This is a genomic window from uncultured Dokdonia sp. (assembly GCF_947492815.1).
GTDB lineage: Bacteria > Bacteroidota > Bacteroidia > Flavobacteriales > Flavobacteriaceae > Dokdonia.
Genome location: NZ_CANLOB010000019.1, coordinates 1 through 25,573, shown reverse-complemented (window position 1 = coordinate 25,573; position 25,573 = coordinate 1). Strand labels below are relative to the sequence as shown.

Annotated in this window: 25 protein-coding genes; 15 read left to right on the top strand and 10 right to left on the bottom strand. The window is 35.2% G+C overall.

Annotation, left to right across the window (positions count from 1 at the left end):
- Window positions 1–59: 59 nt before the first annotated feature.
- From Q1A01_RS15910 to Q1A01_RS15875, 8 genes are all read right to left on the bottom strand, one after another.
- Window positions 60–743, bottom strand: coding sequence for an SGNH/GDSL hydrolase family protein (locus Q1A01_RS15910; RefSeq protein ID WP_299682991.1), 684 nt, complete (start codon window positions 741–743; stop codon window positions 60–62).
- Between the two features lie 187 nt (window positions 744–930).
- Window positions 931–1,422: a pantetheine-phosphate adenylyltransferase gene (gene coaD / locus Q1A01_RS15905; RefSeq protein ID WP_299682989.1), complete on the bottom strand. Its 492-nt coding sequence runs from the start codon at window positions 1,420–1,422 to the stop codon at window positions 931–933.
- Window positions 1,423–1,988: 566 nt separating this feature from the next.
- A complete protein-coding gene (locus Q1A01_RS15900) occupies window positions 1,989–2,795 on the bottom strand; it encodes a DNA-binding domain-containing protein (RefSeq protein ID WP_299682987.1) in 807 nt (268 codons plus the stop codon).
- On the bottom strand, window positions 2,795–3,745 hold the full coding sequence (locus tag Q1A01_RS15895; RefSeq protein WP_299682985.1) for a DUF692 domain-containing protein: 951 nt from the start codon (window positions 3,743–3,745) through the stop codon (window positions 2,795–2,797). Before Q1A01_RS15895 ends, Q1A01_RS15900 begins: the two co-directional genes overlap by 1 nt.
- A gap of 241 nt (window positions 3,746–3,986) precedes the next feature.
- On the bottom strand, window positions 3,987–4,634 hold the full coding sequence (locus tag Q1A01_RS15890) for a hypothetical protein (RefSeq protein WP_299682983.1): 648 nt from the start codon (window positions 4,632–4,634) through the stop codon (window positions 3,987–3,989).
- A 44-nt stretch (window positions 4,635–4,678) separates the two neighbouring features.
- A complete protein-coding gene (locus Q1A01_RS15885; RefSeq protein ID WP_299682981.1) occupies window positions 4,679–6,142 on the bottom strand; it encodes a ferritin-like domain-containing protein in 1,464 nt (487 codons plus the stop codon).
- Window positions 6,143–6,369: 227 nt separating this feature from the next.
- Window positions 6,370–6,834, bottom strand: a complete 465-nt coding sequence (locus tag Q1A01_RS15880; protein ID WP_299682979.1) for a hypothetical protein — start codon at window positions 6,832–6,834, stop codon at window positions 6,370–6,372.
- Window positions 6,835–6,844: 10 nt separating this feature from the next.
- A complete protein-coding gene (locus Q1A01_RS15875) occupies window positions 6,845–7,825 on the bottom strand; it encodes a D-alanine--D-alanine ligase (protein ID WP_299682978.1) in 981 nt (326 codons plus the stop codon).
- Window positions 7,826–8,015: 190 nt separating this feature from the next.
- On the opposite strand from Q1A01_RS15875, the gene Q1A01_RS15870 reads away from it, so the two are divergent.
- From Q1A01_RS15870 to Q1A01_RS15850, 5 genes are all read left to right on the top strand, one after another.
- Window positions 8,016–8,627, top strand: a complete 612-nt coding sequence (locus Q1A01_RS15870) for a PASTA domain-containing protein (RefSeq protein ID WP_299682976.1) — start codon at window positions 8,016–8,018, stop codon at window positions 8,625–8,627.
- A complete protein-coding gene (locus tag Q1A01_RS15865; protein WP_299682974.1) occupies window positions 8,614–9,651 on the top strand; it encodes an RluA family pseudouridine synthase in 1,038 nt (345 codons plus the stop codon). The genes Q1A01_RS15870 and Q1A01_RS15865 overlap by 14 nt, the downstream gene beginning before the upstream one ends.
- Before the next feature lie 469 nt (window positions 9,652–10,120).
- On the top strand, window positions 10,121–10,885 hold the full coding sequence (gene yaaA, locus Q1A01_RS15860) for a peroxide stress protein YaaA (protein WP_299682972.1): 765 nt from the start codon (window positions 10,121–10,123) through the stop codon (window positions 10,883–10,885).
- Window positions 10,886–10,964: 79 nt separating this feature from the next.
- Entirely contained in the window at window positions 10,965–11,615 is a 651-nt protein-coding gene (locus Q1A01_RS15855) for an elongation factor Tu (protein ID WP_299682970.1), read from the top strand.
- Window positions 11,616–11,726: 111 nt separating this feature from the next.
- The gene (locus Q1A01_RS15850; protein WP_299682968.1) at window positions 11,727–12,203 is read left to right on the top strand and encodes a hypothetical protein; all 477 of its coding nucleotides are present in this window, start codon (window positions 11,727–11,729) and stop codon (window positions 12,201–12,203) included.
- Between the two features lie 96 nt (window positions 12,204–12,299).
- Here Q1A01_RS15850 and Q1A01_RS15845 read toward each other — a convergent pair whose 3' ends face one another.
- A complete protein-coding gene (locus Q1A01_RS15845; RefSeq protein ID WP_299682966.1) occupies window positions 12,300–14,534 on the bottom strand; it encodes a T9SS type A sorting domain-containing protein in 2,235 nt (744 codons plus the stop codon).
- A 249-nt stretch (window positions 14,535–14,783) separates the two neighbouring features.
- Here Q1A01_RS15845 and Q1A01_RS15840 point away from each other — a divergent pair, with 249 nt between their 5' ends.
- The 4 genes from Q1A01_RS15840 (at window position 14,784) to Q1A01_RS15825 (ending at window position 20,499) form a co-directional block, all read left to right on the top strand.
- The gene (locus Q1A01_RS15840; protein ID WP_299682964.1) at window positions 14,784–15,512 is read left to right on the top strand and encodes a tetratricopeptide repeat protein; all 729 of its coding nucleotides are present in this window, start codon (window positions 14,784–14,786) and stop codon (window positions 15,510–15,512) included.
- A 3-nt stretch (window positions 15,513–15,515) separates the two neighbouring features.
- Entirely contained in the window at window positions 15,516–16,175 is a 660-nt protein-coding gene (locus tag Q1A01_RS15835) for a uracil-DNA glycosylase family protein (protein ID WP_299682962.1), read from the top strand.
- Between the two features lie 119 nt (window positions 16,176–16,294).
- A complete protein-coding gene (locus Q1A01_RS15830) occupies window positions 16,295–18,598 on the top strand; it encodes a T9SS type A sorting domain-containing protein (protein WP_299682960.1) in 2,304 nt (767 codons plus the stop codon).
- Between the two features lie 146 nt (window positions 18,599–18,744).
- Window positions 18,745–20,499 carry a M14 family metallopeptidase gene (locus Q1A01_RS15825; protein ID WP_299682958.1) on the top strand — a complete coding sequence of 585 codons (1,755 nt, stop codon included), beginning with the start codon at window positions 18,745–18,747 and terminating at the stop codon, window positions 20,497–20,499.
- Here the strand turns inward: Q1A01_RS15825 and Q1A01_RS15820 are convergent.
- Window positions 20,467–21,090, bottom strand: coding sequence for an NUDIX domain-containing protein (locus tag Q1A01_RS15820; RefSeq protein WP_299682956.1), 624 nt, complete (start codon window positions 21,088–21,090; stop codon window positions 20,467–20,469). The genes Q1A01_RS15825 and Q1A01_RS15820 overlap by 33 nt on opposite strands.
- A 7-nt stretch (window positions 21,091–21,097) precedes the next feature.
- Between Q1A01_RS15820 and pyrE the strand changes: the two genes are divergently transcribed.
- The 6 genes from pyrE to Q1A01_RS15790 all read left to right on the top strand — a co-directional run bounded on the left by pyrE (window position 21,098) and on the right by Q1A01_RS15790 (window position 25,498).
- Complete coding sequence (gene pyrE, locus Q1A01_RS15815; protein WP_299682954.1) at window positions 21,098–21,736, top strand: orotate phosphoribosyltransferase; 639 nt, start codon at window positions 21,098–21,100, stop codon at window positions 21,734–21,736.
- 19 nt (window positions 21,737–21,755) lie between these two features.
- Window positions 21,756–22,151 carry an SRPBCC family protein gene (locus Q1A01_RS15810; protein ID WP_299682952.1) on the top strand — a complete coding sequence of 132 codons (396 nt, stop codon included), beginning with the start codon at window positions 21,756–21,758 and terminating at the stop codon, window positions 22,149–22,151.
- Window positions 22,152–22,264: 113 nt separating this feature from the next.
- A complete protein-coding gene (locus tag Q1A01_RS15805; protein WP_299682950.1) occupies window positions 22,265–23,110 on the top strand; it encodes a transketolase in 846 nt (281 codons plus the stop codon).
- A 1-nt stretch (window position 23,111) separates the two neighbouring features.
- On the top strand, window positions 23,112–23,831 hold the full coding sequence (locus Q1A01_RS15800) for a hypothetical protein (RefSeq protein WP_299682949.1): 720 nt from the start codon (window positions 23,112–23,114) through the stop codon (window positions 23,829–23,831).
- Window positions 23,828–24,781 carry a transketolase C-terminal domain-containing protein gene (locus Q1A01_RS15795; RefSeq protein ID WP_299682947.1) on the top strand — a complete coding sequence of 318 codons (954 nt, stop codon included), beginning with the start codon at window positions 23,828–23,830 and terminating at the stop codon, window positions 24,779–24,781. Before Q1A01_RS15800 ends, Q1A01_RS15795 begins: the two co-directional genes overlap by 4 nt.
- Before the next feature lie 93 nt (window positions 24,782–24,874).
- Window positions 24,875–25,498 (top strand): outer membrane beta-barrel protein, encoded by a 624-nt coding sequence (locus Q1A01_RS15790; protein WP_299682945.1) that lies wholly within the window; start codon window positions 24,875–24,877, stop codon window positions 25,496–25,498.
- Window positions 25,499–25,573: the final 75 nt, after the last annotated feature.

The window sequence follows — 25,573 nt, the reverse complement described above, 5'->3', positions numbered from 1 at the left end:
AATATACTTTTAATAAGTCGCAGTTCTTCAATAGCTTTTGATTATTCAATCAATACAAATTAGTGTTGAGTTAAAGCTTTTGAAATAGCTTCTTCGATAAGAGGTTCCATAATTAAATATCCAGCAACATTTGGATGAATACCATCTCTTCCAAGCTCTTCTTTCAAACCATTAGATGTGTTTGCCATAGAAGTAAAATAATCTACATAAATTAAATTATTTTGAGTAGTATACGTTTTTAATCGTGCATTCAGTTCTATAACTTTTTCAGCAGGCTTTAATCCTTTTCTCCAATAAAAGTGATATGCTGGAAGCACAGAACATAAGATAACTTTTATATTATTTGCTTTTGCCAATTCTTCCATAGATATAATGTTATCTTCAATCATTTGAATTGTTGAGAATCCTGTATTTCCTGCTATATCATTTATTCCTGCTAGTATAACTACTACTGAAGGTTTTAAATTAATAACATCTTGTCTAAAACGCAATAGTATTTGAGGTGTTGTTTGGCCATCTACACCTCTATTTACATATGGTTTATTTTCAAAAAATTCTGGTCGTTCTCTCAACCAACCTTCTGTGATGGAATCTCCTATAAATACAATACGATCTTTATTGGGTATTTTCAACACTTCGTTTTCTTCCTTATAGCGTTTTAGATTTGGCCAATCTTGAGCACTAGAAGGCTTTAAAAAAAAGAATATGAACAAGTCTTTTAAGGTCCTTTTTATTCCTTTCATAATGTAACGTTTTCTTTACTAAGCATTATACCTGGTACACTCTACATAGTATAAGCATCTTTGTCAACCTATCTTTTAAGATAGCAGGTTGCATCCTATTTTTTTGAAGGTATCCATACATCAACTGCACACTCACAATTAAAGTATCATTCTAAGGCATGAAACAATAACCTAAGATTATTTTATTTTACTTCCCTTGATGTTCTTTTACCCAAACATCATTAGCACATGGTCGTACCACAGCAGGCACTAAATCTGAACAATCTCCACCATTTCGAATAACATCGCGTACAATAGACGATGAGATATAACTCTTTCCTGAAGAGGTCAGTAAGAATACCGTTTCTATACCAGAGAGTTTTCTATTGGTATGTGCAATCGCTTTTTCAAACTCAAAATCTCCCGGATTTCGAAGTCCTCTTAAGATAAACTCTGAGTCTTGTTCTTTACAAAAATCGACAGTAAGCCCTTTATAGCTCATCACTTTGATCTTAGGTTCGTCTTTAAACGTTTCTTCTAGAAATCTAAGACGCTGTTCTAGCGAAAACATATATTTTTTTGCGGAATTCACGCCTATGGCTAAGATCACTTCATCAAATAATGTGACACCACGTTCTATAATATCATAATGTCCCATAGTGATGGGATCAAAAGATCCTGGAAATACTGCTCTTCTCATGCTCTAAAAGTACGAATTTTAGGAATGAGATTATCTTCATAAAAATCAATTCCATAAAGTTTACTGGGCTCATTCACAATTGTACTATAAAACTTCCTCTTGACTGTAGGTAGATTTATCTTGTTCTATCAGCAAAATCCATGTTTAGAACTTACATTTGTTATTAAGTCACGAACAGTTCTTTTCTTTTTTACGGTATATCTTAAGATTACCTGAAACAAAATATTTCTCTCATTCTTACTGCTTATTTTTCCAAAGAAACATACGAGAAACAAACCTGCCTGCCAGCAGGCAGGAAAGTCTAGGCTCACGAAACCTTGTCTAAATTTATCGTTCAATTCCTAAATTTCTGAAACTCGCTACACTCAAACAGTCAGAAATTTCACGGAATCTTCACTTCAAATTTTACGACAAATTTTCGAAGTCCAAAAACAGCAACTAATATCTCTCCATTTAAAACAAATATTTAGTATCCATTTCTCAATCGTAATTTAAAACAGTTATCTTTTTTTTGATTGAAAAATCATTTAAATCCCCTTGAAGGAGGGAATCTCATTCTTAATCTATTATTCAAAAAAACCTTCCTCAATCCATTTCCTTTTCCATACGTTCCAAAAGCTTTCAAATTCTTTTTTTGAAAATGAGTATTCCTCTAAAAACCGACGCTTTGCTTTTGGGACAGATTGCTGTTCTTTTACATATGACAAGAAAACATATTGCGCAGGATTGAGTTCAAAAAGACCAAGTTTGTATTCTTTACGAATCAAAACCGCAAAACTCTCTTCTTCAAAAGGAAGTGTAGGTTCTTGTTCTTGAATGTATGCCTTATAATACCTACTTATGGGAAAGCGATTTCGAAACAAATACAATACAGGAGTTAATACTAAGTCAGAATCATTTTGAGATACAGATGGTTGATAATCTTTAGAAACACGTTCATCAAATGCGCTATTGATTTGATATTCAAATTGCGCCAACTCAATCATAAAATCTGGCCATGATTCTTTCCGACTAGCTTCTCGATCTGGACGTGTCTCTTCAAGAAATAAAGAAAAATGCCTTCCCAAATTGGTAAGTGTATAGCTGCCTGATGGATATTCACTTAAAAAAACATCAGTAAAATTTTGAAACAACTCCCCTCCTAATGCATAGGCCAATGCAGGAAATTGCTTTTCCATACAATCCCGTAATCGTGCAATATAACTCCGTTGGTAAATAGCCAAATGCTCACTTGCAGAAAGCTTACTTGTACTATGGATTCGGTCATCAATACTTACATCGCGAGACGGATGTAATAATTGCTGTTGCATCCAAGACTGTACATTTCGCAATTGAGAGGTGAGGTCACTATGTTTGCCTTTATCTATATACATTAGTTTATAAACTCTTTCGTCACGCTATTCACCATAAAATTGATAGGATTTGACACATCGCCATCTGCGCGTTGCACCATCGATGTAGAAGGTGTGTGTTCCTGTTCTAAAGCAGACATATACTGTGTTGCTTTTAGTAATTCTTGATGACACACATCAAAAGATGGGATATTTCCATCCCATTCTAATAAGGTCGAAACACCCTTTGTTTTTTGCCATGCCAGTCGAAACAATTCCCAAACCTCATCAACTACTTCTCTATCATGGGTATCTACAATATGATTACCATTGTGTTGATGACCCGCCAAATGCATTTGTACAATCCGATCGTGAGGTAATTCTTCTATATAGGTAACTGGATCAAACTCATTGTTAAACGCAGACACATAAACATTATTAACATCTAACAACAAACCACAACCCGTCTCTTCTGCCATATATCGCAAAAAATCCCATTCATGAATGGTCGAATCTTTAAACGTCAAATACGTACTTGGATTCTCAATCACCAATGGGCGTTCTAAATAATCTTGCACCTTTCGGATACGATCTATAATATGACGTAAGCTCTCTTCATTTAAGACAACTGGTAATAAATCATGAGAATTCATTCCTAATACGCCTGTCCAACACAAATGATCACTTACCCATTTGGGATTGATCTCTTTTGCTAGTTGTCGTAAACGCTTTAAATAGTCATAATTTAAAGGATCTGTACTTCCTATAGATAATGATACACCATGCATAACTACAGGATAATGTGCAGCGATTTGATCTAGTACATAACGTGGCCGTCCCCCTGAATCCATAAAATTTTCAGAAATAATTTCAAACCAATCTACTTGAGGTAGTTCTTCCAAAATATGATTAAAATGTTCACTACGTAATCCTAGACCTAATCCTAAATTTGGAAGGTCTTTTACTTGTGAACTATATTCATTTTTCTTCATTGTATATATCCCTAATGGTATACTGTATATTTTATTCCCACGTAGTTGAGAATCTCTTCAAGCATATGACTGTTTCATTGCTACTTCTATAGTTTTCGGCTGCGTACGACCAGACATATTATTGCAAAAGCTATTATATAAAAATGCTTTTTTATGCGAATTCTAAATATTCTTTATACGCTTTCGCGAAAGCGTACCCAGTCACCTATTTATAAAAAGCATGCTTCTTTAAGATACGATTTTATTCGTTATCACTGCATTCACAATTCTCAACCGTATTATCAAGTAGTTGAGCACTTTCTTTACTAAACTCTTTTGAATGCTTTTCCTGAGCAGCAATTCGATCTTCTTTGTTGACGATAAATGCACAGTTTTTATGACCGCTATACCCACAAGATTCGTCTCGTCCATTAGCTTGCAACCATTTAATAGGAGGACCATATTCAAAAGGCGCTTCTTTTACATTTCTCCTCGCAGTATCCATGCGATCTTCAAATAGCTTTCTTGCTAGTTGCCATACACTACGCCCTTTGTTTTTTCCTTGTGTAATAAAACGCTCTGCAGGTATGGGTGTACCACAGCTACCTTGCCATGAGCAATCATTTGCTCCTGGTTTACACTGTTCTTCTGTATCTCCATACAAGCCACAACCTCCTTGTCCGCGACAATCATTTAGGGTGTGGCAAGCATGCACTTCTGTAGCACAATACCCTGCTCCTGCACAGTCATTATCGCCATAACGATCGTGACCTTTACAAGCATTTAATCCCATGCATGCGTGTAATTCTAAAGGTACTTTTATATCTGTTTTTCCAGAAGGCTTATAACTTCCATCACTATCATTAGATACACTAGTTTCGTTTTTGAGTTTTATTTTTAAATTTTCCATGAGTTACTTTTTGTGAAATAGGTTCTTAAAAAAAGGAATGTGTTTTATAACGCTACATCTGGTAAATCGCTCATACGATCATAAGTACCCTGTGAGACAATGACAGATTTAGAAGTTACACCATTACTTTCTACTTCATACTCCACTCCTATCAATTCTTTAGCCATAGATAAAATTTGCTCTTTAGGCGAGTCGTTACTTATTGCAAAATCATAATCTTCAAAAGTTACAGCTACGCGTTTTAGATCGGTACCTGTGCCTTCACGATACACCATAGTTGCCATAGATTCGGAGAGTACATTCAACAGCCAAATCATAGACTTATGAATACCAAACATAAAAATCTCAAATTGCGTATGTCCTGCTTTTTTATAACACCCTTCTGCCATTACAAATATGTATGTATAAATAGCATTGGTTAATGTATTTATCTTCTGGATCGTTTCTGGATAGGTTGCATTTTCAGTATTTGTAGGAAGATCTGTGATAAAGTATTTTGAGTAATCAAAATCTTGCGTACCTAAGAAATCATTTAGCCTATGATTGGTTCTTGTAATCGTACAATAAATCTCTAAGAATTTATCAAAGTGAGAGAGTTCGCCTTTACTTGGATCATCATAAGATAAAGGATCAAAATCGATAGGGCACACTACTTTTCCATCAGGAGTCAAGTGATCTCCTACTTCTTTATGTCCATGTTCAAATCGTGTCGCACCTTCACCCTGCTCTACAATTTCATCCATCGCTTTAATCGCTGAATCTACACCTCGTACGTGTATCAAACCACCACTATCATCTTCATTGCTAAATTTTGGTTGATGATCTTTATCATAATACACTGTATCTACATTGTTTTGTGCGTAGTACTCACTATTAATAAGCTGAGGTGCGTCTGGATTAAAATCATCATCGGTAAGATGATCTCGCATACAGTCTTCTATCTTTTTATAATAATCACCAATGGTGTCATACGTAATGGCTTGTGCTCTTAAGTTTTGATTTGGCACTACAGGCAACGGACTTTCAATCAGCAAAAATGTGTATAATTGATCTAACGTAAGCTTCGCTCTATTGATTGGAAATGGCGGCTGATGTCCTGGCAAATAGGCAGGCCATTCTTTAGGTGTTTTTCCTACCAGTTCTGGTAATCCTCCATGATGCTTTAGGGCATTTTTGATATTGGAAGATAAAGACATATGTAGCATCTCTTCTACCGCTACGCTCATGATTAATGCTCCTGCTTTATTAGCAAACACCATGATATCTAATGCGAGTTTCTCAGCAGCTTCTTGTAATTCTTCTTCTGAATGACCGTTAGTATCTATGCGTTTAAAATCATCAAGAATTTGTTTAAGAACTGTTGCTTGATCGGGTACTCTAGTAATAGAGTAATAGGTATATAAATATACGGGGATGGTCGCAATCTCAATTTCGATTGCTTGTTGCATGGCTTGTTTTAAGTTGGCAGGCGTGACTTCGTCTACCAACTGAAAAAGAGTGCCTTTCATGGGAGGTTTGGTTTTAGGTTGTTATGACCTTAAAATTATGGAAAATCTTTTTGAAGAAATCGCGTAGTTATACGGGGTTTGTTTAAAAGATGTAGGATCGTTTCGCTTTAGGACGTAAGACTTAGGACTTAAGACTGGAAGTAAAGGCTTTGGGATTAGTATTCAAAAACACCTTTCCTATCCCTTACTTCTTAGAAGAGAAGACTTTTATAAAGAAAAATCTAAGACTACTTATTTTTTGATCTAAAAATCAACACACTAATGAGTGCACCCCATATAAATCCAATCAGCAAAAAAACTTCTAATTGCAAGACTTGAAAACTTATAGAAACATCTAAAACTCCTGTAGGTTTGGTTCCTAATAAACGTGATACGACCTTACTTAAGTACACTATTCTTAGTTGCCAAAACAAAACACCTAAACTCATAATCATACCCACAACAGCTAATTTTTGGGGTAGTGATTTTAGTTTTGCAAATTTATTTACAGCTAGATATAGCAAAGGAATACTCCCAATAACTAATGAGAATAGTATGCGGGTTCTAAATAAACCGCTAAGCCTATGCATAGAAATTGGCGACTTTAATTCATCCAGTTGATGTAATGAAAAAATAAAAAAGTATCTATAGAGTATATACCCAACTACCGTTAAAACAATTGCTAATAGTATGGATATGGCGTTTTTACTCATCACTTTTCTTTTACCCCATCGCCGCCTCAATCGCTTCTCCTAATAAATCTGTCAAAGAAATACCTGCGGCTTTGGCTTGTCTGGGGATAATACTTTCTGGAGAGAGTCCTGGGTTAGAATTGACTTCTACAAAGTGTGGTTTTCCGTTGTGGAAAATAAAATCTATTCTACAAATGCCTTTGAGTTTCATGACCTCATAAATAGCCCCTGTTAAGGATTGTACGGCATCGGTTTGATTATCACTTAAACGTGCGGGTACAATTTCTTGAGATTTGCCTTCATACTTTGCTTGATAATCAAAAAAGTCGTTTTCTGATACGATTTCGCAAACGGGTAGTACTTTGGTTTTTCCTTGATAGGTACATACACCTACGGAAACTTCGGTGCCACTTAAGAAAGACTCTATGAGAACTTCATCATCTTCGGCGAATGCTTTTTCGAGTGCAGGTGCAAGTCCTTTTTTGTTATATATTTTGCTAATCCCGAAGCTCGATCCTGCTCGGTTAGGTTTTACAAAACAAGGAAATTGGATGCGTTCTTCTATAGCTTTCGCGAAAGCGGAATCCACCACATCCCCTTTATTGATATATACAGATTGTGCCATGTCAATCCCGTACGGACGTAAGACACTTAAGGTATCTCTTTTATTAAATGTAAGCGCACTTTGATAAAAATCACAGCTAGTCTGAGGGATCCCCATGATTTTAAGGTAGGCTTGTATCTCTCCATCTTCGCCTGGTGTACCATGAATGGTATTGTAGCATACATCAAAATAGACTTTCCCGAAAGGGAGTAGTACGCTAAACTCGCCCATATCCATATAAAACTCTTCTCCTTCATACATACAAATCCACTTGTCTTTTAAGATATGTATGGCATAAGGTGTGTATTTTTGGGCATCTAATGCATTCATTACGGTGGTTCCGCTCTGGATAGAGATCTCGTACTCACTGCTATAACCTCCCATGAGGACGGCAACATTTTTCAACATAAAAAAAGAATTACTGCTGTTTTAAATAAGTGTAAAATTATAACTTAAAAATAGTATAATTTATAGAGATGTGTTAAAAGAAAATTCAGTTATTTACGTTGTCATAATGAATATCAAAAATACTAGATATGAAGAGGGCTATTAAAAGGCAGTCAATTTTATATCTTTGCTGAACTAACCAGATGACCCTATGAACTTATTTCGTTTTCTATTTAGTAAGACTTTTCTAAAACAACTAGGTCTTGCAATATTGATTCTTATTGTTTTTATCTTTCTTGTAAAGTGGTGGTTAGGAAGTACCACAAATCATGATCAACGTATTGCTGTGCCTGATTTAAAAGGAATGACACTTAATGTAGTAGAGCAAGAGTTAAGCAATGCTGAGCTACGTTATTATATTATGGATAGTGCTAACTTCAATCCTAATTACCCGAAGTATTCTGTTATAGAACAGAGTCCTGCAGCAGGTAAATTTGTAAAGGAAAACAGACAGATTTATCTAGTATTAAATCCGTCGGGATATCGTAAGATCACGATTCCTAATGTAATTAGTAAAACACGTAGACAAGCAGAGCCTACGCTAAAGTCTCTTGGATTCAAAATAGGAAAAATCACCTTTGTAGATTATATCGGTGAAAATGAATTACGAGAAATGTATCATAAAGGAAAGCGTCTTCAACCAGGAGATAAGCTTGAAAAAACAGCCACGATAGATCTTGTTTTAGGAAATGGAAAAGGTTCCTACAGATCAAGTGTAAATGAGAGTGACTCTCAAAACAACGATACTGATGGAGGAAACTAGTCCTATAGGACCTGAACCACAAGATGACGAACTATATGAGCATTATAGTTTTACGGCGAGTGAAGGGCAAGAACCATTACGTGTGGACAAATTCTTAATGAATTTTGTAGAGAATGCGACGCGTAATAAAATCCAGAAAGCAGCCAAAAGCGGAAGCATACAGGTAAATGGAAAGGTTGTTAAGCAAAATTATAAAGTAAAAGGAAATGATGTAGTACGTGTGCTTTTTGAACATCCGCCGTATGAGTATCTATTGACTCCTCAAGATCTTCCTATAGATATTGTGTATGAAGATGATGCGGTATTGGTTGTTAATAAAGCCGCTGGTATGGTTGTACATCCTGGACATGGAAATTATTCAGGTACGTTGATCAATGCGCTGATTTATCATTTTGAAAATTTACCGAATAATAGCAGTGATCGTCCGGGTCTTGTACATCGTATTGATAAAGATACTAGTGGACTTCTCGTGATTGCAAAGACAGAGCATGCGATGACACATCTGTCTAAACAGTTTTTTGATAAGTCTACAGAGCGTGAATATGTTGCTATCGTATGGGGAAATGTAGAAGAAGATGAAGGTACCATCGAAGGAAATATAGGTCGTCACCCTAAAAACAGATTACAAAACACGGTATATAAAGATGATGAAGCAGGTCTTGGAAAGCATGCTGTCACGCATTATAAAGTGTTAGAACGTTTAGGGTATGTAACGCTTGTAGCATGCAAACTAGAAACAGGACGTACGCATCAGATTAGAGTACACATGAAGTACATTGGCCATACGTTATTTAATGATGAGCGATATGGCGGAAATGCAATCCTAAAAGGAACTTCTTTTTCTAAATACAAACAGTTTGTAGATAATTGTTTTAAAATCTTACCACGTCAAGCATTACACGCAAAAACTTTAGGTTTTGTACATCCTACTACTGGAGAATTGATGCGTTTTGAAGCACCTATCCCAGAAGATATGACCGCTTGTATTGCAAAGTGGAAAGGCTATGCTACACATCAGCAGTAGATTTTTGTAGAGAGTATACACTAAACATAAGGTAATTTCAATACACTTATCGCGAAAGTGTATCGAAATCGCCAATTCTTTATATATCTCTCTTTCCCTTGCATTTTCAAAGGATGGAGCTTTAAAAGTGAAAAATAGAGTGACACTCTAATGATAGCGTAATACGCTATTTTAAAACATTGTTATTGTATATGAATAACCATTCCTTCTCCCATTGGGAGAGGATACTTATATTTCTAAAAACTATAAACATTCAGTAAAACCTCCATAAGTTCAACCTATACCAACCTACATACAATCTATAAGACATCGTCTATTTTCAGACAGAGATTTCTTATTTTTGAAAGGAAGAAAAATAAATAATAGTTGGCTATAGATTCCGCCCTAAAAGTGGGATTAGTTCAACTAATTGTTCTGAATACGTCTTTTAGACTTTTCAAAACAAGTTTTACTAAAAAAAATTGAATCGATGAAAATTGTTGTATCTCCTGCCAAATCCTTAAATCTCGAATCTAAAATTCCCACTACATGTGCGACACAACCTGCATTTATTAAAAATGCGAGTACGTTAAATGGTGCGCTTTCGCGAAAATCAAAAAAAGCCATTGGAGAACTCATGCACATCAGTGATAAATTGGCTGAACTTAACAAGCAACGCACATTAGAATTTAACACCCCGTTTACCTCAGAAAATGCACGCCCAGCGGTGTATACTTTTGATGGCGATGTATACACAGGTCTTGATGCTTATAGTTTACCTGAAGAAAAATTAGACAAACTTCAAGATACCTTGCGTATTCTTTCTGGAATGTACGGGATTTTAAAACCGTTGGATTTGATGCAAGCATATCGCCTAGAGATGGGGACAAAATTAAAAGTTGGCAGCGCTGATAATCTATATAAATATTGGGGAGATATGCTTACCAATCATTTAAATGAAGAGCTCGCCGATGATGAGTTATTTATCAACTTGGCAAGTAACGAATACTTTAAAGCGGTACAGCCTAAAAATTTAAAAGTACCCGTGATTACGCCTATTTTCAAAGACTTCAAAAATGATAAGTTGAAAGTGATTTCTTTCTTTGCTAAGAAAGCAAGAGGTATGATGGTACGTTATATCATAGATAAAGATATTACTACTTTAGAAGGATTGAAAGGGTTTGATTATGAAGGCTATGGTTTTAGTGAAGAGCATTCTAATCTAGACAAAAATGAGTTGGTGTTTATACGCTAGTACATTTTATATACAGCATATAATAAAACAACCCGTTACTACACAGTAAAAGTAATTACTAGCAAGCTAAGAAAACATTATGAAACATGTTGACTTCATAGCTGAATTAGATTTTTTGACATCAGAAAAAGGTGGTAGAAAAACACCAGCACGTTCAAATTATCGACCACATATCGAATTCGAAAATTATCCTGAATACCTCACTTCTGGAAATCAAACTTATATTGAAAAAGAGTTCGTTAAACCTGGAGAAAAGGTAAAAGCAGCAATAGTAATTTTAGGAACTGAGTATTTTGCAAAACGACTTTATGAACATATGGAATTCAAATTTTTCGAAGGACCAAACATAATTGGTTTTGGGAAAATAATTGAACTCATCAACTCTGACTTGCAATGCGAAACGGAAATTGACCAAAAAACAATCAATCTAAATTTATACCCGAACGACATACTAAAACAACTTGAATTAGATTATGGGAAGAACTCCGGAGAAGCCAAAAGAAAAATACAAGAATTAATAATTTCCCACAAGGAATTCAGAAGTCATAGAATTGTTCGAGCATTAATATTCACAGGAAATAAAGATATTATTCATCTAAAAAAAATGATTGAATTAACACGAACAGATTGGAGAGACTTACTTATGGACGCAGAATATGAGTATCCTGAAAAGAGAGTTCATGATTTTAACAACGAATTCGGAAAAGAAAAAATAAAAGCCAAAAGGTAACACTAAGGATTAAGGTTACAAAAGAAGCCTTTTTAGTTACTATAATTAGTGGGCTTTGACTTAAATAAAAATCAGTTGGTATTTATTAGGTAATGGTTATACCTTTATACAATGAAACCATACATTCTAGCTTTCTTCATTTTCTTTATTCCCATAACAAATGCCATAGGGTGTTCTTGTATTGCAGAAAAAGAATCTTTAAGGAAGAAAATTCAAAAGGAATTTTTAAGATCTGATGTTATTTTCACTGGCAATGTGATCGCGATTAAAGATTTCAACACACATCCTACACGATCATCTTCTCGTGATCCTATCCAATATACATTTGAAATTATTGAACAAATAAAAGGAGTCGATACAAAACGTGAAATTCAAATTATTTCCGAGAGAAGCGGCTCTAGTTGCGGATATAGATTTCAAATAGGAAAAACCTATATGGTCTATGCTATTACATCAAACCATCACACGACAACTACTGGAAACCAAATTGATTACTCAACAAGTATTTGCAGTAGAAATAACCATGTGGCACGCGTCTCTAAAAAAGAGAAGAGGATACTTAAGAAATTGTCTCAAAATCAAAGGTAATTCACACTATTCAATAGCACATTCTATATGCTTCATATAAAAAACCTGGAGTTATCTTAATAACTCCAGGTTAAAATAGGTTTAATACTGACTATATTATTTTACAATCATTTTCTTATAAAATGTATCACGATCAGTTTTAATTTCTATAAAGTAAATACCTCTTTGTAAAATTCCAGTTCCATCCCAGCTTATAGCACTAGATTTTTCTGCTCTTACTGAATCAGAAAGCACTGTAACCATTCGCCCATAGAAGTCACGTACTTCAATAGATACTTCAGAATCATAAGCCATGTCCATGTTTATACTAAACACACCATTATTAGGATTAGGTGATAATGTCACCTTATCCTCATAAGGAACCTCTTCATTTGGAATATCTTCTTCATGAGGATCTTCTTCTTCAATTAATATTGGTAAGAAACACATTTGTTGTGAAGTTGCAGATGCTGTACCATCTTCACATATGGCTGTGACTTGCCAAATAAAACATCTACTTGCTAATGAATTAGATAACGTATAACTTGTTTCTTCTGTTGCGATATTTAAAGAAATAGATTTTCTACATCTACATTCAATTTGTGGTTCATTGCCAGCAGGTGAAGATATGATGTATGCAATTGCTCCTGGTACAGGATCCCAACTTAATGTTGCCCCATTAGCTTGAAGATTTGTAGGTGCTGTTAGTTCACTACATTTTGGCGGCAAAATTTCATCTAAGATGCCACAATCAATCTCAGCAGCTTTTACGTTTGTATATGCTTCAGGATTTTTTCCTTCTTTTTGATATTGTACTTGAGCGTAACAAATCTCTCCACAATCTGTTATCACTTTATGTATTATTGTATAATACACTTCAAATTCTCCTTCTGTATACAATACAAAATTATTATCTCCTGTAGTTGTAACTTGATGTTCTAACGTATACGGTCCTCCGGTTTCATTTGGACTAGAAAATACATACCATTCATGTGTTGCATTTAGAAAATCATAACTTTCATAATTTCCTACTAAAAAATTATAGTCTAAATCTACTCCTAATGAAAAATCAGCTTCATTAAAATCGTCACAACAATCTATAATGGTAAAATCGTGCTGTAATGATACCCATCCGCAATCAGGATCATTTATTGCTAGCTTTACAGAATACGTCTCCCCTACTTGAAAAGTTACAGGATGTTCTGGGTCATTTTCAAACAACTCTGTGATATTCACAAAATCTGGAGAGCCAGATATCCATCCTGCTCCTGAGATCCAATCATAATCTCCATTATCATCTACAATCCAGAGATCCATAAAATAATTATTTGTATTCAATGTCTCACTACCATTTACATATACATCTTCACCAATACAAAACTCTGTTTTATCGTTTCCATTTTCGTCCTCATAATGATACGCTACAGAATCTGGTTCTACAATCGTAAAGTCGTGTTGTAATTCCAGCCATCCACAAGTAGGATGAACAATTGCAAGTTTTACAGAATAGGTTTCCCCAGCTTCAAATGTTATTGGGTGTTCTGGATCATTTTCAAATAAGTCTGTGATATTGACAAAATCTGGAGTTCCTGAAATCCATCCTGCACCAGAGATCCAATCATAATCACCATTATCATCTACAATCCAAAGATCCATGAAATAGTTATTTGTGTTAAACGTATTACTTCCATTTACATATACATCTTCTCCTACACAAAACTCTGTTTGATCATTTCCATTTTCATCTTCATAATGATAATCTACAAAATCTGTAGGATCACATGCTGTACAGATATTTAAGTTAGAAATACTAACTTCAATCTGAGCATTTGGATTACCTGGAGTGTTTGGATTTTGTGGAAAAAACCAGATATTATTAAAGTTTTGATTTGCCGTAAAGTTAAATGTATACGTCTGTGTATTAGGCACAATATTCCATATGTTTTGACTCATCACCACTTGATTGAGCGCAGGTACTGGCGGAATAGGGTCATTAGTACTTCCTGTATTACCAATCACTGCATTTTGAGTTAACAACACATTCATAAGTACATTTGGAGGTGTATTTCCATTATGCGTATCCGCAGCTAGTGTAAAAGACACACAATACTGCTGTCCTGCAACAAAATTAGTTCCTGAATAATTAACCCCTTCACCTACAGTCGTTCCATTATTATTTGTATATGACCATAACCATACAGAATTATTTCCCCAAGTTGGGGTTCCGTGTGATTCACTCCAATTATTGCCATTTGCAATAGGTATATTGGTTTGACAATTTCCTTGTGTACACTGCCCATTAGAAGTCCAATAAGCTAACACAACCAAAAATAAGAATATTATTTTTTTCATAATTAAAATTGATTTTAGTGGATTCCTACTCTCTTAAAAGGCTTTTCGGATTTCGCCTTATTGTAACCGGTTATACTTACTAGAGGCAAAAATTAATTTTTGTTAACTTATTTATTTTCAATTATTATGAATAACACAGAGATACTATACATAAGAAATATTGTTTCCGACAAGAATTACTATGTCTATGCTACTATATTCCTAGCGTCTTAAAATTGTTTATCTATTTCGTTTCCCTATTTTTGAGATATGTTTTATTATGTAATTATTGGTCTTCAACTTTATTGCGCTTATCACGCATATACAACTCGCAATAAATTATACTGGTATTTAATCATTTTTTTAGCACCATTATTAGGCTCTATTGTGTATCTCGTTACACAAGTTTTTACAAAGAGAGATGCCGCGATTGTTCAAAAGGAAATCACAGCGGTTATCAATCCTACCAAGAAAGTAAAAGATTTGGAAGCTAAAGTTGCGTTTGCTGACACCTTTCAAAACAGATTAGACCTCGCCGATGCTTATACTGAACTCAATGATTATGAGAATGCGATCACAAACTATAAAAAAGCCTTATCAGGAAGTCACAGTCAGGATTACTACACCACTGCACAATTATTAAAAGCCTATTACCATACACAAGCGTATGATCAGGTAATTACATGTGCACAGATTATTAAAGACAAATCCGATTTTGAAACCTCAAAAGCACAATTTTTATACGGCTTATCTTTATCCAAAATGAATAGAGATGAAGAGGCTGAGGTAATTCTTAAGAAAATAGACCAACGCTATTCTAATTATGAAGAACGTCTCATCTTGGCTCGTTTTTACAAAGACAATAATAAACTAGCAGCAGCTAGAGAACTTCTGGAAGAATTAGGAAATGAGGGAAATTACATGACCAAACCTAATAAACGACTACATAGAGATACTTTTATAGAAATTCATAAACTATACAACGAAATCACTGCATAACGTATGGCTGTTTTCCTTCATACCCATCCTTATGAACCTTATAATTTAGAAGGCGCTACTAAAATTATTGTAGGAACATTACCTCCTCCTAGATTTACAACAGGCGCCTTAAACAATAAAGATGTTGATTTCTGTTACGGAAGTAGTAATGGACAATTATGGCCAATCCTAGATACCATATTTGATCTCGAATTGGTATATGAAAACACCCACCAGGCTATAGAACAACGTAAACATTTTTTGCTTTCGCGAAAAATTGGCGTGTGTGATATCGTTGCTTCCTCAGAAAGAACCAAAATAGACGCTTCAGACATTGGGATGCAAAACGTACAACTACGCGATATATTTGGATACCTAGAAGTACACCCAAATATTGATACGTTATTATTTACTGGAGGAAACAGTAAGAATGGCCCCGAATATTTTTTTCGCCGAAAGGCAAAAGAACATCTCGTCAAATTAGAAGTTGTGTCTAGTGAAGTTCCCCGTATACATTCATTTACTTGGGCTAATCGCACTATAAAAACAGTATCTCTCACAGCGCCTTCTGGCGCTGCCAATAGAGCTGTAGGAAGCCTTCCGCTTTATAAAAAACTGAAAAGCGAAGACCCAAATTTCACCACCATAGACTTTAGAGTATTACAATACAAGCCATTTTTTTAACCTACATTTTTATTGTCAAATATTCCTTTTCTGTTAAGAAACAAACACTTCTGCAAGCTAGTAACATACTTATTTAAAAATATTCAGTAGTTTTAACCTACCTAAATCTATTATATACTATGAAAAAAATTACCCTACTGGTTTTTTTATTATGTACCTATATTGCTTCCTACGGGCAACTTATGGTCGATGATACAGACACCACTCCTTTTGAAGACATCAGTGCTACAGGTACTGCCCTTGGCCTCACCGATGATGGGGAAGAAAACATTGTGATTCCTTTTGAATTTAACCTTGATGGACAACTCTCTTCCGATCTTAGGATTGGAAATAACGGAGGTATATTATATGATGTAACTGAAGGTGATTTATTTGCCAGTAATTTACCATTAGATGGCGAATCGCCTAGAATTGTTCCTTTCTGGGATGATTTTGATGAACAAACTGGTGATGTATATTGGGAAGTACGAGGTACAGCACCTGCTAGACGTGTCATTATACAATGGGAAGACAGGCCTCACTTTCCAGGAGAAACAGAAATTGATCCTGCAACCTTCCAAGTAGTACTTTTTGAAACTACAAATGATATTCTTTTTGTATACGAAGATGTCTTATTTGATGATCCAGATTTTGATCTTGGTCAAAGTGCTACTATTGGAGTCGTAAGTGAAACTACTGTTTATCAATATGCTTTCAATGACCCTACTCCTTTAGATGGTATAAGTGCGATACGTTATTCCTTACCTAATGAAACCTTTACGGTATGCGGTCCTACAGGTCAAGTCATAGATCCAGATGCTTCTAATGATGGAGATACAATAACTTCTGTTATTACGGTTGCTGAAAATGGAACTGTTGGTAATGAATTTTCTATCGAAAATTTAATGCTAACCATTACACATGATTTTGTAGGAGATTTAGATATCAACTTAACATCACCTATGGGTACTACTTTAATTCTCTCTAATGAAAATGGCGGTAGTGGCAATAATTATATTGATACTGTTTTTCAAGATGGTGGCGATCCTATCAATGCAGCATCACCTCCTTTTACAGGCACTTTTGAACCACAAGGAGGCTCATTTGCAGACACCTTTACTGGAGAAGAAATAAACGGAGATTGGACCTTAACGATTATAGATGTTTTTAGCAGTAGTGATATGGGAACCCTAGATAATTTCTGTATGACCTTTGTTTCTTTTGCTATTATTTGTCCTGAAGATATTGAAATTGTAACCAACCCAACGATTGTACCTGTAGGGGTAACAACTACGTACACTCCTGGTTTTGGAACGCTTCCAGAAGCATTAATTGATGGATCTGGACTTTCTGAATTTCCAAGTCTAGATGCTACACATGATGATACATCACCAGGAAATTCTTTTGTAAGCGAAAATGAAGTAGCTGGAAGTTTTGATTTTGATTTAGGGGGCACATTCATGCTAAATGGTGTTGCTATCTGGAATCAAAATAATGGAGGTCCTGGTGTAGAAGGAGAACCAGGTATACAAGAAATTACACTTTCCTCTTCTATAGATGGTGTAAACTTTAGCGTGATTCCTAATGGACCTGCATTAGTATCTCAAGTACTAGAAAATGGGCCTGTAGGTCCTGAACAATTTGGATTTGTTACTACCGAAGCTGCTTTTATACGTTTGGAAGTACTCAGTAATTACGGAGATGATGATGCTGGATTTGCCGAAATCGCATTTATGGGTACCGCTTGTGATGCTGTTGTAACTTATGATGCTCCAACCGCTACAGGAACGACAAGCACACCAGTACAAATAGAAGGATTAGAAAGTGGTGCTGTATATCCAGCAGGTACAACTACAAATACCTTTGAAGTACCAGGAAATGATGGCACTCTCCTCAGTTGTTCTTTTGATATTACTGTGATCGATGAAACTGCTCCTTTCTTTATAGGATGTCCTGGAGACTTTGAGGTGAATCAAGAAGGAAATTCAACGGTAACCCTTGATGACTTTACAGCCATCGTGTCTGCTAGTGATAACTGTAGTGAGGTTACTATTGTACAAGACCCAGTTGGAGGAACAGTAGTAGATCAAAATACGGTACAAACTATAACACTTACAGCAACAGACGAATCTGGAAACGAATCTATATGCACATTTGATATCAACGTATTATCTTCTTTGAGTGTTGACGATGAGACATTAGAAAATGTGATTAGCATCTATCCAAATCCAGCTAGAGATATTGTTACGCTTACAAACACAGGAGTGCAGCCTATTACGCAAATTACTATTTTTGATAGTAATGGTCGTATTCTACATGCTATTTCAAATACAAATAGTATCGCAGAAAGACAGCTTGATATATCAAGCTATGCGACTGGTGTTTATTTTGTTCAGATTGAAACAACTACAGCAAGTACTGTAAAACGTATTATAAAGCAATAGGGAAAGCATTTTCCATTATTAAAATCCCAAGACCTGAGGTCTTGGGATTTTTTATGAGTTCTTATTTTCTGCTATAGATCACAACGTTAAAGTAGCAAAAATATTTACATACATTATGTATCTTCACAGGATCAATAGATTCGTTTATGAAATACGTATTTTCCCTATTAATTATCGTAGTATTATTCTCTTGTTCTGAGCCTGTAGATAATCCAGATAATGTTGACTTCACGACTATTTTTGAAAAAAGTGGAGGTACTCAAACCCCGACCTATGATGAGGTGATACAATTCTATCAAGAATTAGATAAAGCTTATATAGCTATCAAAACTTATGAAATAGGTACAACAGATATTGGAAAACCACTCACCTTAGTTACCTTTAATCCTAATCGTTCTTTTGAAAGCGAATTTTCTAAAAATCAAGATGTGCGCCGTATTCTTATTAATAACGGTATTCATCCAGGTGAGTCTGATGGAATTGATGCAACGATGATGCTTATGCGTGATTTAGCGCAAGGGACTATAGAAACCCCTGAAAACACATGGGTAGGAGCTATAGCAGTATATAATATAGGTGGCGCACTGAACAGAAATAGTACATCAAGAACTAATCAAAATGGTCCTGAAGCATATGGTTTTAGAGGAAATGCAAAAAATTATGATCTCAATCGTGATTTTATAAAGAATGACACTAAAAATGCAGAAGCTTTCACAGAGATTTTCCACCTTATAAAACCTGATGTATTTATTGATAACCATGTAAGTAATGGAGCCGATTACCAATACACACTCACACATTTATTTACACAACACAATAAATTAGGAGGTGTTTTAGGTGAGTACACTCATCAAGATTTTCAACCAAAATTAGAACAAGATTTAAAATCGAAAGACTGGGATATTACACCTTATGTAAATGTTTTTAACCGTACTCCAGAAAAAGGATTTAGTCAGTTTATGGATCACCCAAGATATTCTACAGGGTATACAACTTTATGGAACACAATTGGTTTAATGGTAGAAACCCATATGCTTAAACCATATAAACCTAGAGTAGAAGGCACGTATGAGTTGATGAAAAGCGCATTAAAAATAACTGCTCAGGAAGGAGAGAAGATCAAGGCCTTACGTAAAGATGCTTTTAACGCTTTCGCGAAAGCGGACACTTACCCACTTGCCTACACCATAGACAGTACAAAAACATCTACCTTAAAATTCTTAGGCTATGAAGGCGAAATGATTCCAAGTGAAATCACAGGAAAACAACGTTTAAAATACAATCGAGAGAAGCCCTTTACAAAAGATGTCACTTATTACAACTATTTTAAGCCAACAAAAGAAGTGACGATTCCCAAGGCTTATTTTATGCCTAGAGGCTATAGAGACATTGCTTTAAAATTACGAGAAAACGACATTCGATTCAAGCAATTAAAAAGAGATACGACATTTATGGCAGAAGTATATCATATAGATACGTATCAAACATCTCGAAATCCGTACGAAGGTCACTATCCGCATTACGGTACTAAAGTGAGAAAGACTCAGGAAGAAGTGACTATTCCAAGAGATGGATATATGATTTTAGTGGAAGACAATAAAGAAGGGTTACGCTATCTATTAGAAACGCTAGAACCTGAAGCAAACGACAGTTTCTTTAACTGGAACTTTTTTGATACGATTCTCCAACAGAAGGAAGGATTTTCTCCATACGTATGGGAAGACAAAGCCTTGGCGTTTTTAAATGAACATCCAGACATCAAAGTAGCATTTGAAGCTAAGAAACTTGCAGAACCATCATTTGCACAAAATTGGTACGCACAATTAGCCTGGATACATAAGAAATCGCCTAATTATGAAAAGGCACACTTACGATACCCGATCGTTAGGATGCTTCGTTAAGTAAGCTGCTGGAAAAAGTAATTTGATATTATTATATGATTTTTCTAAGGCTTCTTGCGTTTTTTGAAAATCTTTCCATTTGGCCTTTTTAATCCCTTCATTTTCTTGAGGTGTTAATACACCATCATAATCGGTATACATCTCATACCAATACGTTTCTTTGAGTCTAAATTTGCCATTACGTTTAAAAACATGATATGTTTTTGTGATAAATTTTTTGATTTCGATACCAGAAGCACCTGTTTCTTCTTCTACTTCACGTATTGCACATGTTTTTATATCTTCTCCTTTTTCGATCTTTCCTTTAGGTAAATCCCATTTTCCATTTCTATAAATAAATAGAATTTCTTTTTTAGAATTATATACAAGTCCGCCACCAGCAACAATTACAGGTAATTTCTTTTTCAAAAACTTAAGAAGTTTCTCTTCATTTTTATGATAAAGGTTCACATAAATAAGCTCTCCTTTAATCAACTTTTTTATAATTCTCTTCAGCTTTACCTTCTTAAGCGGAATTGATTTATAATTATTCCCAATCTCTTTTTCTGTTGACAGAATTATAGGAATATCATTCACAAAAACTTTATACATTTGCAGTATGATTTTAGACAAAGAAACGGCAAAAAAAACTGCCGAATTATTATTGCAAATTAATGCAATAAAATTACAACCACAAGACCCTTTTACATGGGCATCTGGATGGAAATCGCCAATTTATTGTGATAACAGAATTACCCTATCATATCCAGCGATACGCAACTACTTACATCAAGAAATGGCTAAGCAAGTAGAAACACTCTATGGCAAACCAGATGCTATTGCTGGTGTAGCTACAGGGGCGATTGGTATTGGTATGCTTGTTGCAGACTACTTAAACCTTCCATTTGTATATATACGTCCTGAAGCAAAAAAGCATGGACGTCAGAATAAAATAGAAGGATATTTAGAACAGGGAAGTTCTGTTGTAGTTATAGAAGATTTAATCAGTACAGGAATGAGCAGCCTTAAAGCGGTAGACGCACTCAAAGAAGCTGGCGCGAATGTAAAAGGAATGCTTGCTATTTTTACTTATGGTTTTGAAAAGAGTGTGATTGCTTTTAAAGAAGCAAACGTAGATTTACATACATTAAGTGATTACTCACATCTACTAGAACAAGCGGCAGACACAAAATATATTACAGAAAAAGAACAAACCACACTAGAAAACTGGCGTAAAGACCCAGCAAACTGGGGATAACACCTATTAAAAAAATCAAATGAATTTAGAAAGTCCAACAAAAGTAGTTGATAGATCTGCAGAAGAAGTATATCAATTTTTAATGAATGTTGAAAATTTTGAAACACTCATGCCAGAGAATACAAAATTTGAAAAGATTCATGATACACGTTTCCTTTTTGCATTAAAAGGAATGCCTGAAATTGTATTAGACCTTAAAGAAGGGGTACCACACTCTAAAGTAGTTCTTGGTGCTGCTAGTGATAAATTACCTTTTACCCTTACGGGAAATATTACACAGATAGAAGACCGTAAAAGTGAAGTGCAATTATCATTTGAAGGAGATTTTAACCCGATGATGTCTATGATGATTAAAGGCCCTATTACAAAATTCATACAGACGTTAGCCGAAAATATGGACCGTATAGGTCAGTAAAGATTAAAAATTGTTTACTTTTTATTGATTTTAGTTGATAACCTCCCAGTATCTCTATAGGCTGCCGGAGGCAAATAAAGTATTTTTAAACATTAAAATAATATAACTTTCTAATGGCAGATATTCAAAAGCTTGAAGCACTAGTTACACAAGTGCGCAGAGATATTTTAAGACAAGTACACAAAGTAAATTCTGGTCATCCAGGAGGTTCTTTAGGGTGTGCAGAATTCTTTGTAGCCCTTTATCAAGAGATCATGGATCGCAAAGAAGGATTTGATATGGATGGATTAGGAGAAGATCTTTTCTTCTTGTCTAACGGACACATCTCTCCTGTTTTTTATAGTGTTCTAGCGCGATCAGGATATTTTCCTGTAGAAGAACTTAATACATTTAGATTATTAGACTCTCGTTTACAAGGTCACCCAACTACACATGAGGGATTACCTGGTATACGCATTGCATCTGGATCTTTAGGGCAAGGACTTAGTGTAGCGCTTGGTGCTGCCGAAGCAAAAAAACTGAATGGTTGCAGTCACAAAGTCTATTCTTTAATGGGAGATGGAGAATTACAGGAAGGTCAAAACTGGGAAGCTATTATGTATGCTGCTGCCAATAAAATAGACAATATTATTGCGACGGTAGATCTTAATGGTCAACAGATAGATGGAAGTACGGATGATGTACTTGAACTAGGAAGTATAAGAGCTAAATTTGAAGCTTTTGGATGGACTGTTTTAGATATTGAAAAAGGAAATGATATGGCTGCTGTTGTAAAAGGATTACAAGAAGCAAAGAGTCTTAGTGGCCAAGGAAAACCTGTTTGTGTTTTAATGCATACGATTATGGGGAACGGTGTTGACTTTATGATGCATACACATGCTTGGCATGGAAAAGCACCTAATGATGAACAACTTGCTACTGGCCTTGCCCAGAACGCAGAAACATTAGGAGATTATTAATATGAGAGCATTATATGTAATAATAGGGATTCTTTTTTCTATAACAGCTTTCGGACAATCGCAAAGCCATGAGTTTACTATTGATTATACGGTTAAGTATTTAATAGATAATGCGAAAGAAGGAACAAAAGACACAATTACCATAGGATATGAAAAAAATGGAAAATACTTGTGGACTAATTTTAAAAGATTAACTGAAGAGCTTGCTTCTGATATTATGCCTGGCCTTCGTAATATTCCAGATGGCGCTTCTAATTTTGTATATGCAAGTGAGGACAATAAAATTTATATGTCTGTATTCTTAGGTCCTATAAATATGATGATGGACATGGATATGGCTCTAGTACTGCAAGGAACTTTCTCGGAAGATGATAAGATGAATGAAGAAATAGTCCTTGAATCTAAGCAAACTTTAGATCCCTATCGTTTTAATGATAAAGAGTACCCTAAATACGAAGTATATGCTGCAGCAGAACCAGACAAGCCAATTATATTTGCTGTGGATGAGTCAAAAAAAATGAACAACTCAGCCTTACTTATAAATTTCATGAAATTAATGATTTCAGCTACAGAAAGTTCAGGAGGTATACAAGGAGGATTACCTGAAGGTATTATATTATCTATTATAGATGATAATGGTGTCACATTATTAGAAGCTATTGATGTAAATATAAAGCCTCGAAAAATAAGCCTAAATAACAGCTTTAAAATCTCAGAATGAAAACATACGAAAACACAGGAAATAAAGATACTCGATCAGGGTTTGGTGCAGGTTTAGAAGCACTAGGAAAAACGAATGAGAATGTAGTAGCACTTTGTGCAGACCTTACGGGATCTCTTAAAATGGATGCTTTTAAAGCAAATCACCCAGAGCGTTTTTTTCAGGTAGGTATTGCCGAAGCAAACATGATTGGTCTTGCCGCAGGAATGACTATAGGTGGTAAAATCCCTTTTACAGGAACGTTTGCAAATTTCTCTACAGGTCGTGTATATGATCAGATACGTCAGAGTGTTGCATATTCTGGAAAAAATGTAAAAATCTGTGCATCTCACGCAGGTTTAACTTTAGGAGAAGATGGAGCAACACACCAGATCTTAGAAGATGTAGGACTGATGAAAATGCTACCTGGTATGACGGTTATAAACACCTGTGATTATAACCAAACTAAGGCAGCTACCATTGCTATAGCTGCTCATAAAGGCCCTGTATATTTACGTTTTGGACGTCCAAAAGTAGCGAACTTCACTCCTGAAAATCAAGATTTTCAAATTGGAAAAGCGGTACACTTACAAGAAGGAAGTGATGTTACGATTGTAGCAACAGGGCATCTTGTATGGGAAGCGCTAGAGGCTGCAAAAACATTACATGCTGAAGGCATCTCTGCAGATGTGGTTAATATACATACCATTAAACCACTAGATGAAGAAGCTATTATTGCTTCTGTAAAGAAAACTGGATGTATCGTAACTGCTGAAGAACATAACTTCTTAGGAGGTTTAGGCGAAAGTGTTGCTAGAACTTTAGCAACGTCACATCCAACACCACAAGAGTTTGTTGCAACACAGGATACATTTGGAGAAAGTGGGACGCCAGCGCAGCTCATGGAGAAGTATGGACTTAATGCCGCTGCCATTGTAAAAGCCTCAAAGAAAGTGATTACGAGAAAATAAAGATCTTATTTTTACGTTTTTATTATATATATAAGGCAGAGTGTAACATTCTGCCTTTATTTTTGTCATTCATTCAAACACTAAAACTCAATTATGAAAAAACTAATGATTTTGATACTTTTTGTATCATCGGTAACAGCTTTTGGGCAGAGCGCACAATTTGGACTCAAAGGAGGTCTTAACTTCGGATCTACTGGAGATATTACGACTCTTGACAACCAAAGTTTTGATGGCGACAATAGAGTAGGCTTTCATGCAGGACTCTATTCAAAATTTAAATTTCTAGGAATTTTTGTACAACCAGAGCTAGTATATACACGTCTTAACACAGAGTATAGCCAAGATGGGGTTGCTACTGATTATAATTTCTCAAAATTAGATATTCCATTATTAGTAGGACTTGATATTGTAGGACCTTTAAATATTAAAGCGGGGCCTGCTTTTCAGCTAACGCTTAACAATGAGCTTGATTTAAATGGTTTTGAAGCAAATGATCCTGAAAACTCATTTACCGTTGGTTATCAAATAGGCGCTGGTCTTCAGCTTGGGAGACTAGGCATAGATCTAAGATATGAGAGTGCATTTAGCGAAAATGACACGAGCGTAACTAGTGATTTAACAGATATCGCAAGTACTCAATTTACAATTGACTCTAGGCCTTCACAATGGATTTTAAGTCTATCATATCAATTGAAAGGGAACGGAGATAAGAAATAATGGATCATTCCTAAAAGTTGTGTGTGAATTAAAATAGAAGTTGGATTTTTGTAAAAAAAAATGGAACTGTCCTTA

What these genes read in the sequence shown, in the direction of transcription:
- Q1A01_RS15910 (WP_299682991.1), bottom strand. Translation starts at nt 743, where the DNA reads ATGAAAGGAATAAAAAGGACCTTAAAAGACTTGTTCATATTCTTTTTT.
- coaD (WP_299682989.1), bottom strand. Translation starts at nt 1,422, where the DNA reads ATGAGAAGAGCAGTATTTCCAGGATCTTTTGATCCCATCACTATGGGA.
- Q1A01_RS15900 (WP_299682987.1), bottom strand. Translation starts at nt 2,795, where the DNA reads ATGTATATAGATAAAGGCAAACATAGTGACCTCACCTCTCAATTGCGA.
- Q1A01_RS15895 (WP_299682985.1), bottom strand. Translation starts at nt 3,745, where the DNA reads ATGAAGAAAAATGAATATAGTTCACAAGTAAAAGACCTTCCAAATTTA.
- Q1A01_RS15890 (WP_299682983.1), bottom strand. Translation starts at nt 4,634, where the DNA reads ATGGAAAATTTAAAAATAAAACTCAAAAACGAAACTAGTGTATCTAAT.
- Q1A01_RS15885 (WP_299682981.1), bottom strand. Translation starts at nt 6,142, where the DNA reads ATGAAAGGCACTCTTTTTCAGTTGGTAGACGAAGTCACGCCTGCCAAC.
- Q1A01_RS15880 (WP_299682979.1), bottom strand. Translation starts at nt 6,834, where the DNA reads ATGAGTAAAAACGCCATATCCATACTATTAGCAATTGTTTTAACGGTA.
- Q1A01_RS15875 (WP_299682978.1), bottom strand. Translation starts at nt 7,825, where the DNA reads ATGTTGAAAAATGTTGCCGTCCTCATGGGAGGTTATAGCAGTGAGTAC.
- Q1A01_RS15870 (WP_299682976.1), top strand. Translation starts at nt 8,016, where the DNA reads ATGAACTTATTTCGTTTTCTATTTAGTAAGACTTTTCTAAAACAACTA.
- Q1A01_RS15865 (WP_299682974.1), top strand. Translation starts at nt 8,614, where the DNA reads ATGGAGGAAACTAGTCCTATAGGACCTGAACCACAAGATGACGAACTA.
- yaaA (WP_299682972.1), top strand. Translation starts at nt 10,121, where the DNA reads ATGAAAATTGTTGTATCTCCTGCCAAATCCTTAAATCTCGAATCTAAA.
- Q1A01_RS15855 (WP_299682970.1), top strand. Translation starts at nt 10,965, where the DNA reads ATGAAACATGTTGACTTCATAGCTGAATTAGATTTTTTGACATCAGAA.
- Q1A01_RS15850 (WP_299682968.1), top strand. Translation starts at nt 11,727, where the DNA reads ATGAAACCATACATTCTAGCTTTCTTCATTTTCTTTATTCCCATAACA.
- Q1A01_RS15845 (WP_299682966.1), bottom strand. Translation starts at nt 14,534, where the DNA reads ATGAAAAAAATAATATTCTTATTTTTGGTTGTGTTAGCTTATTGGACT.
- Q1A01_RS15840 (WP_299682964.1), top strand. Translation starts at nt 14,784, where the DNA reads ATGTTTTATTATGTAATTATTGGTCTTCAACTTTATTGCGCTTATCAC.
- Q1A01_RS15835 (WP_299682962.1), top strand. Translation starts at nt 15,516, where the DNA reads ATGGCTGTTTTCCTTCATACCCATCCTTATGAACCTTATAATTTAGAA.
- Q1A01_RS15830 (WP_299682960.1), top strand. Translation starts at nt 16,295, where the DNA reads ATGAAAAAAATTACCCTACTGGTTTTTTTATTATGTACCTATATTGCT.
- Q1A01_RS15825 (WP_299682958.1), top strand. Translation starts at nt 18,745, where the DNA reads ATGAAATACGTATTTTCCCTATTAATTATCGTAGTATTATTCTCTTGT.
- Q1A01_RS15820 (WP_299682956.1), bottom strand. Translation starts at nt 21,090, where the DNA reads ATGTATAAAGTTTTTGTGAATGATATTCCTATAATTCTGTCAACAGAA.
- pyrE (WP_299682954.1), top strand. Translation starts at nt 21,098, where the DNA reads ATGATTTTAGACAAAGAAACGGCAAAAAAAACTGCCGAATTATTATTG.
- Q1A01_RS15810 (WP_299682952.1), top strand. Translation starts at nt 21,756, where the DNA reads ATGAATTTAGAAAGTCCAACAAAAGTAGTTGATAGATCTGCAGAAGAA.
- Q1A01_RS15805 (WP_299682950.1), top strand. Translation starts at nt 22,265, where the DNA reads ATGGCAGATATTCAAAAGCTTGAAGCACTAGTTACACAAGTGCGCAGA.
- Q1A01_RS15800 (WP_299682949.1), top strand. Translation starts at nt 23,112, where the DNA reads ATGAGAGCATTATATGTAATAATAGGGATTCTTTTTTCTATAACAGCT.
- Q1A01_RS15795 (WP_299682947.1), top strand. Translation starts at nt 23,828, where the DNA reads ATGAAAACATACGAAAACACAGGAAATAAAGATACTCGATCAGGGTTT.
- Q1A01_RS15790 (WP_299682945.1), top strand. Translation starts at nt 24,875, where the DNA reads ATGAAAAAACTAATGATTTTGATACTTTTTGTATCATCGGTAACAGCT.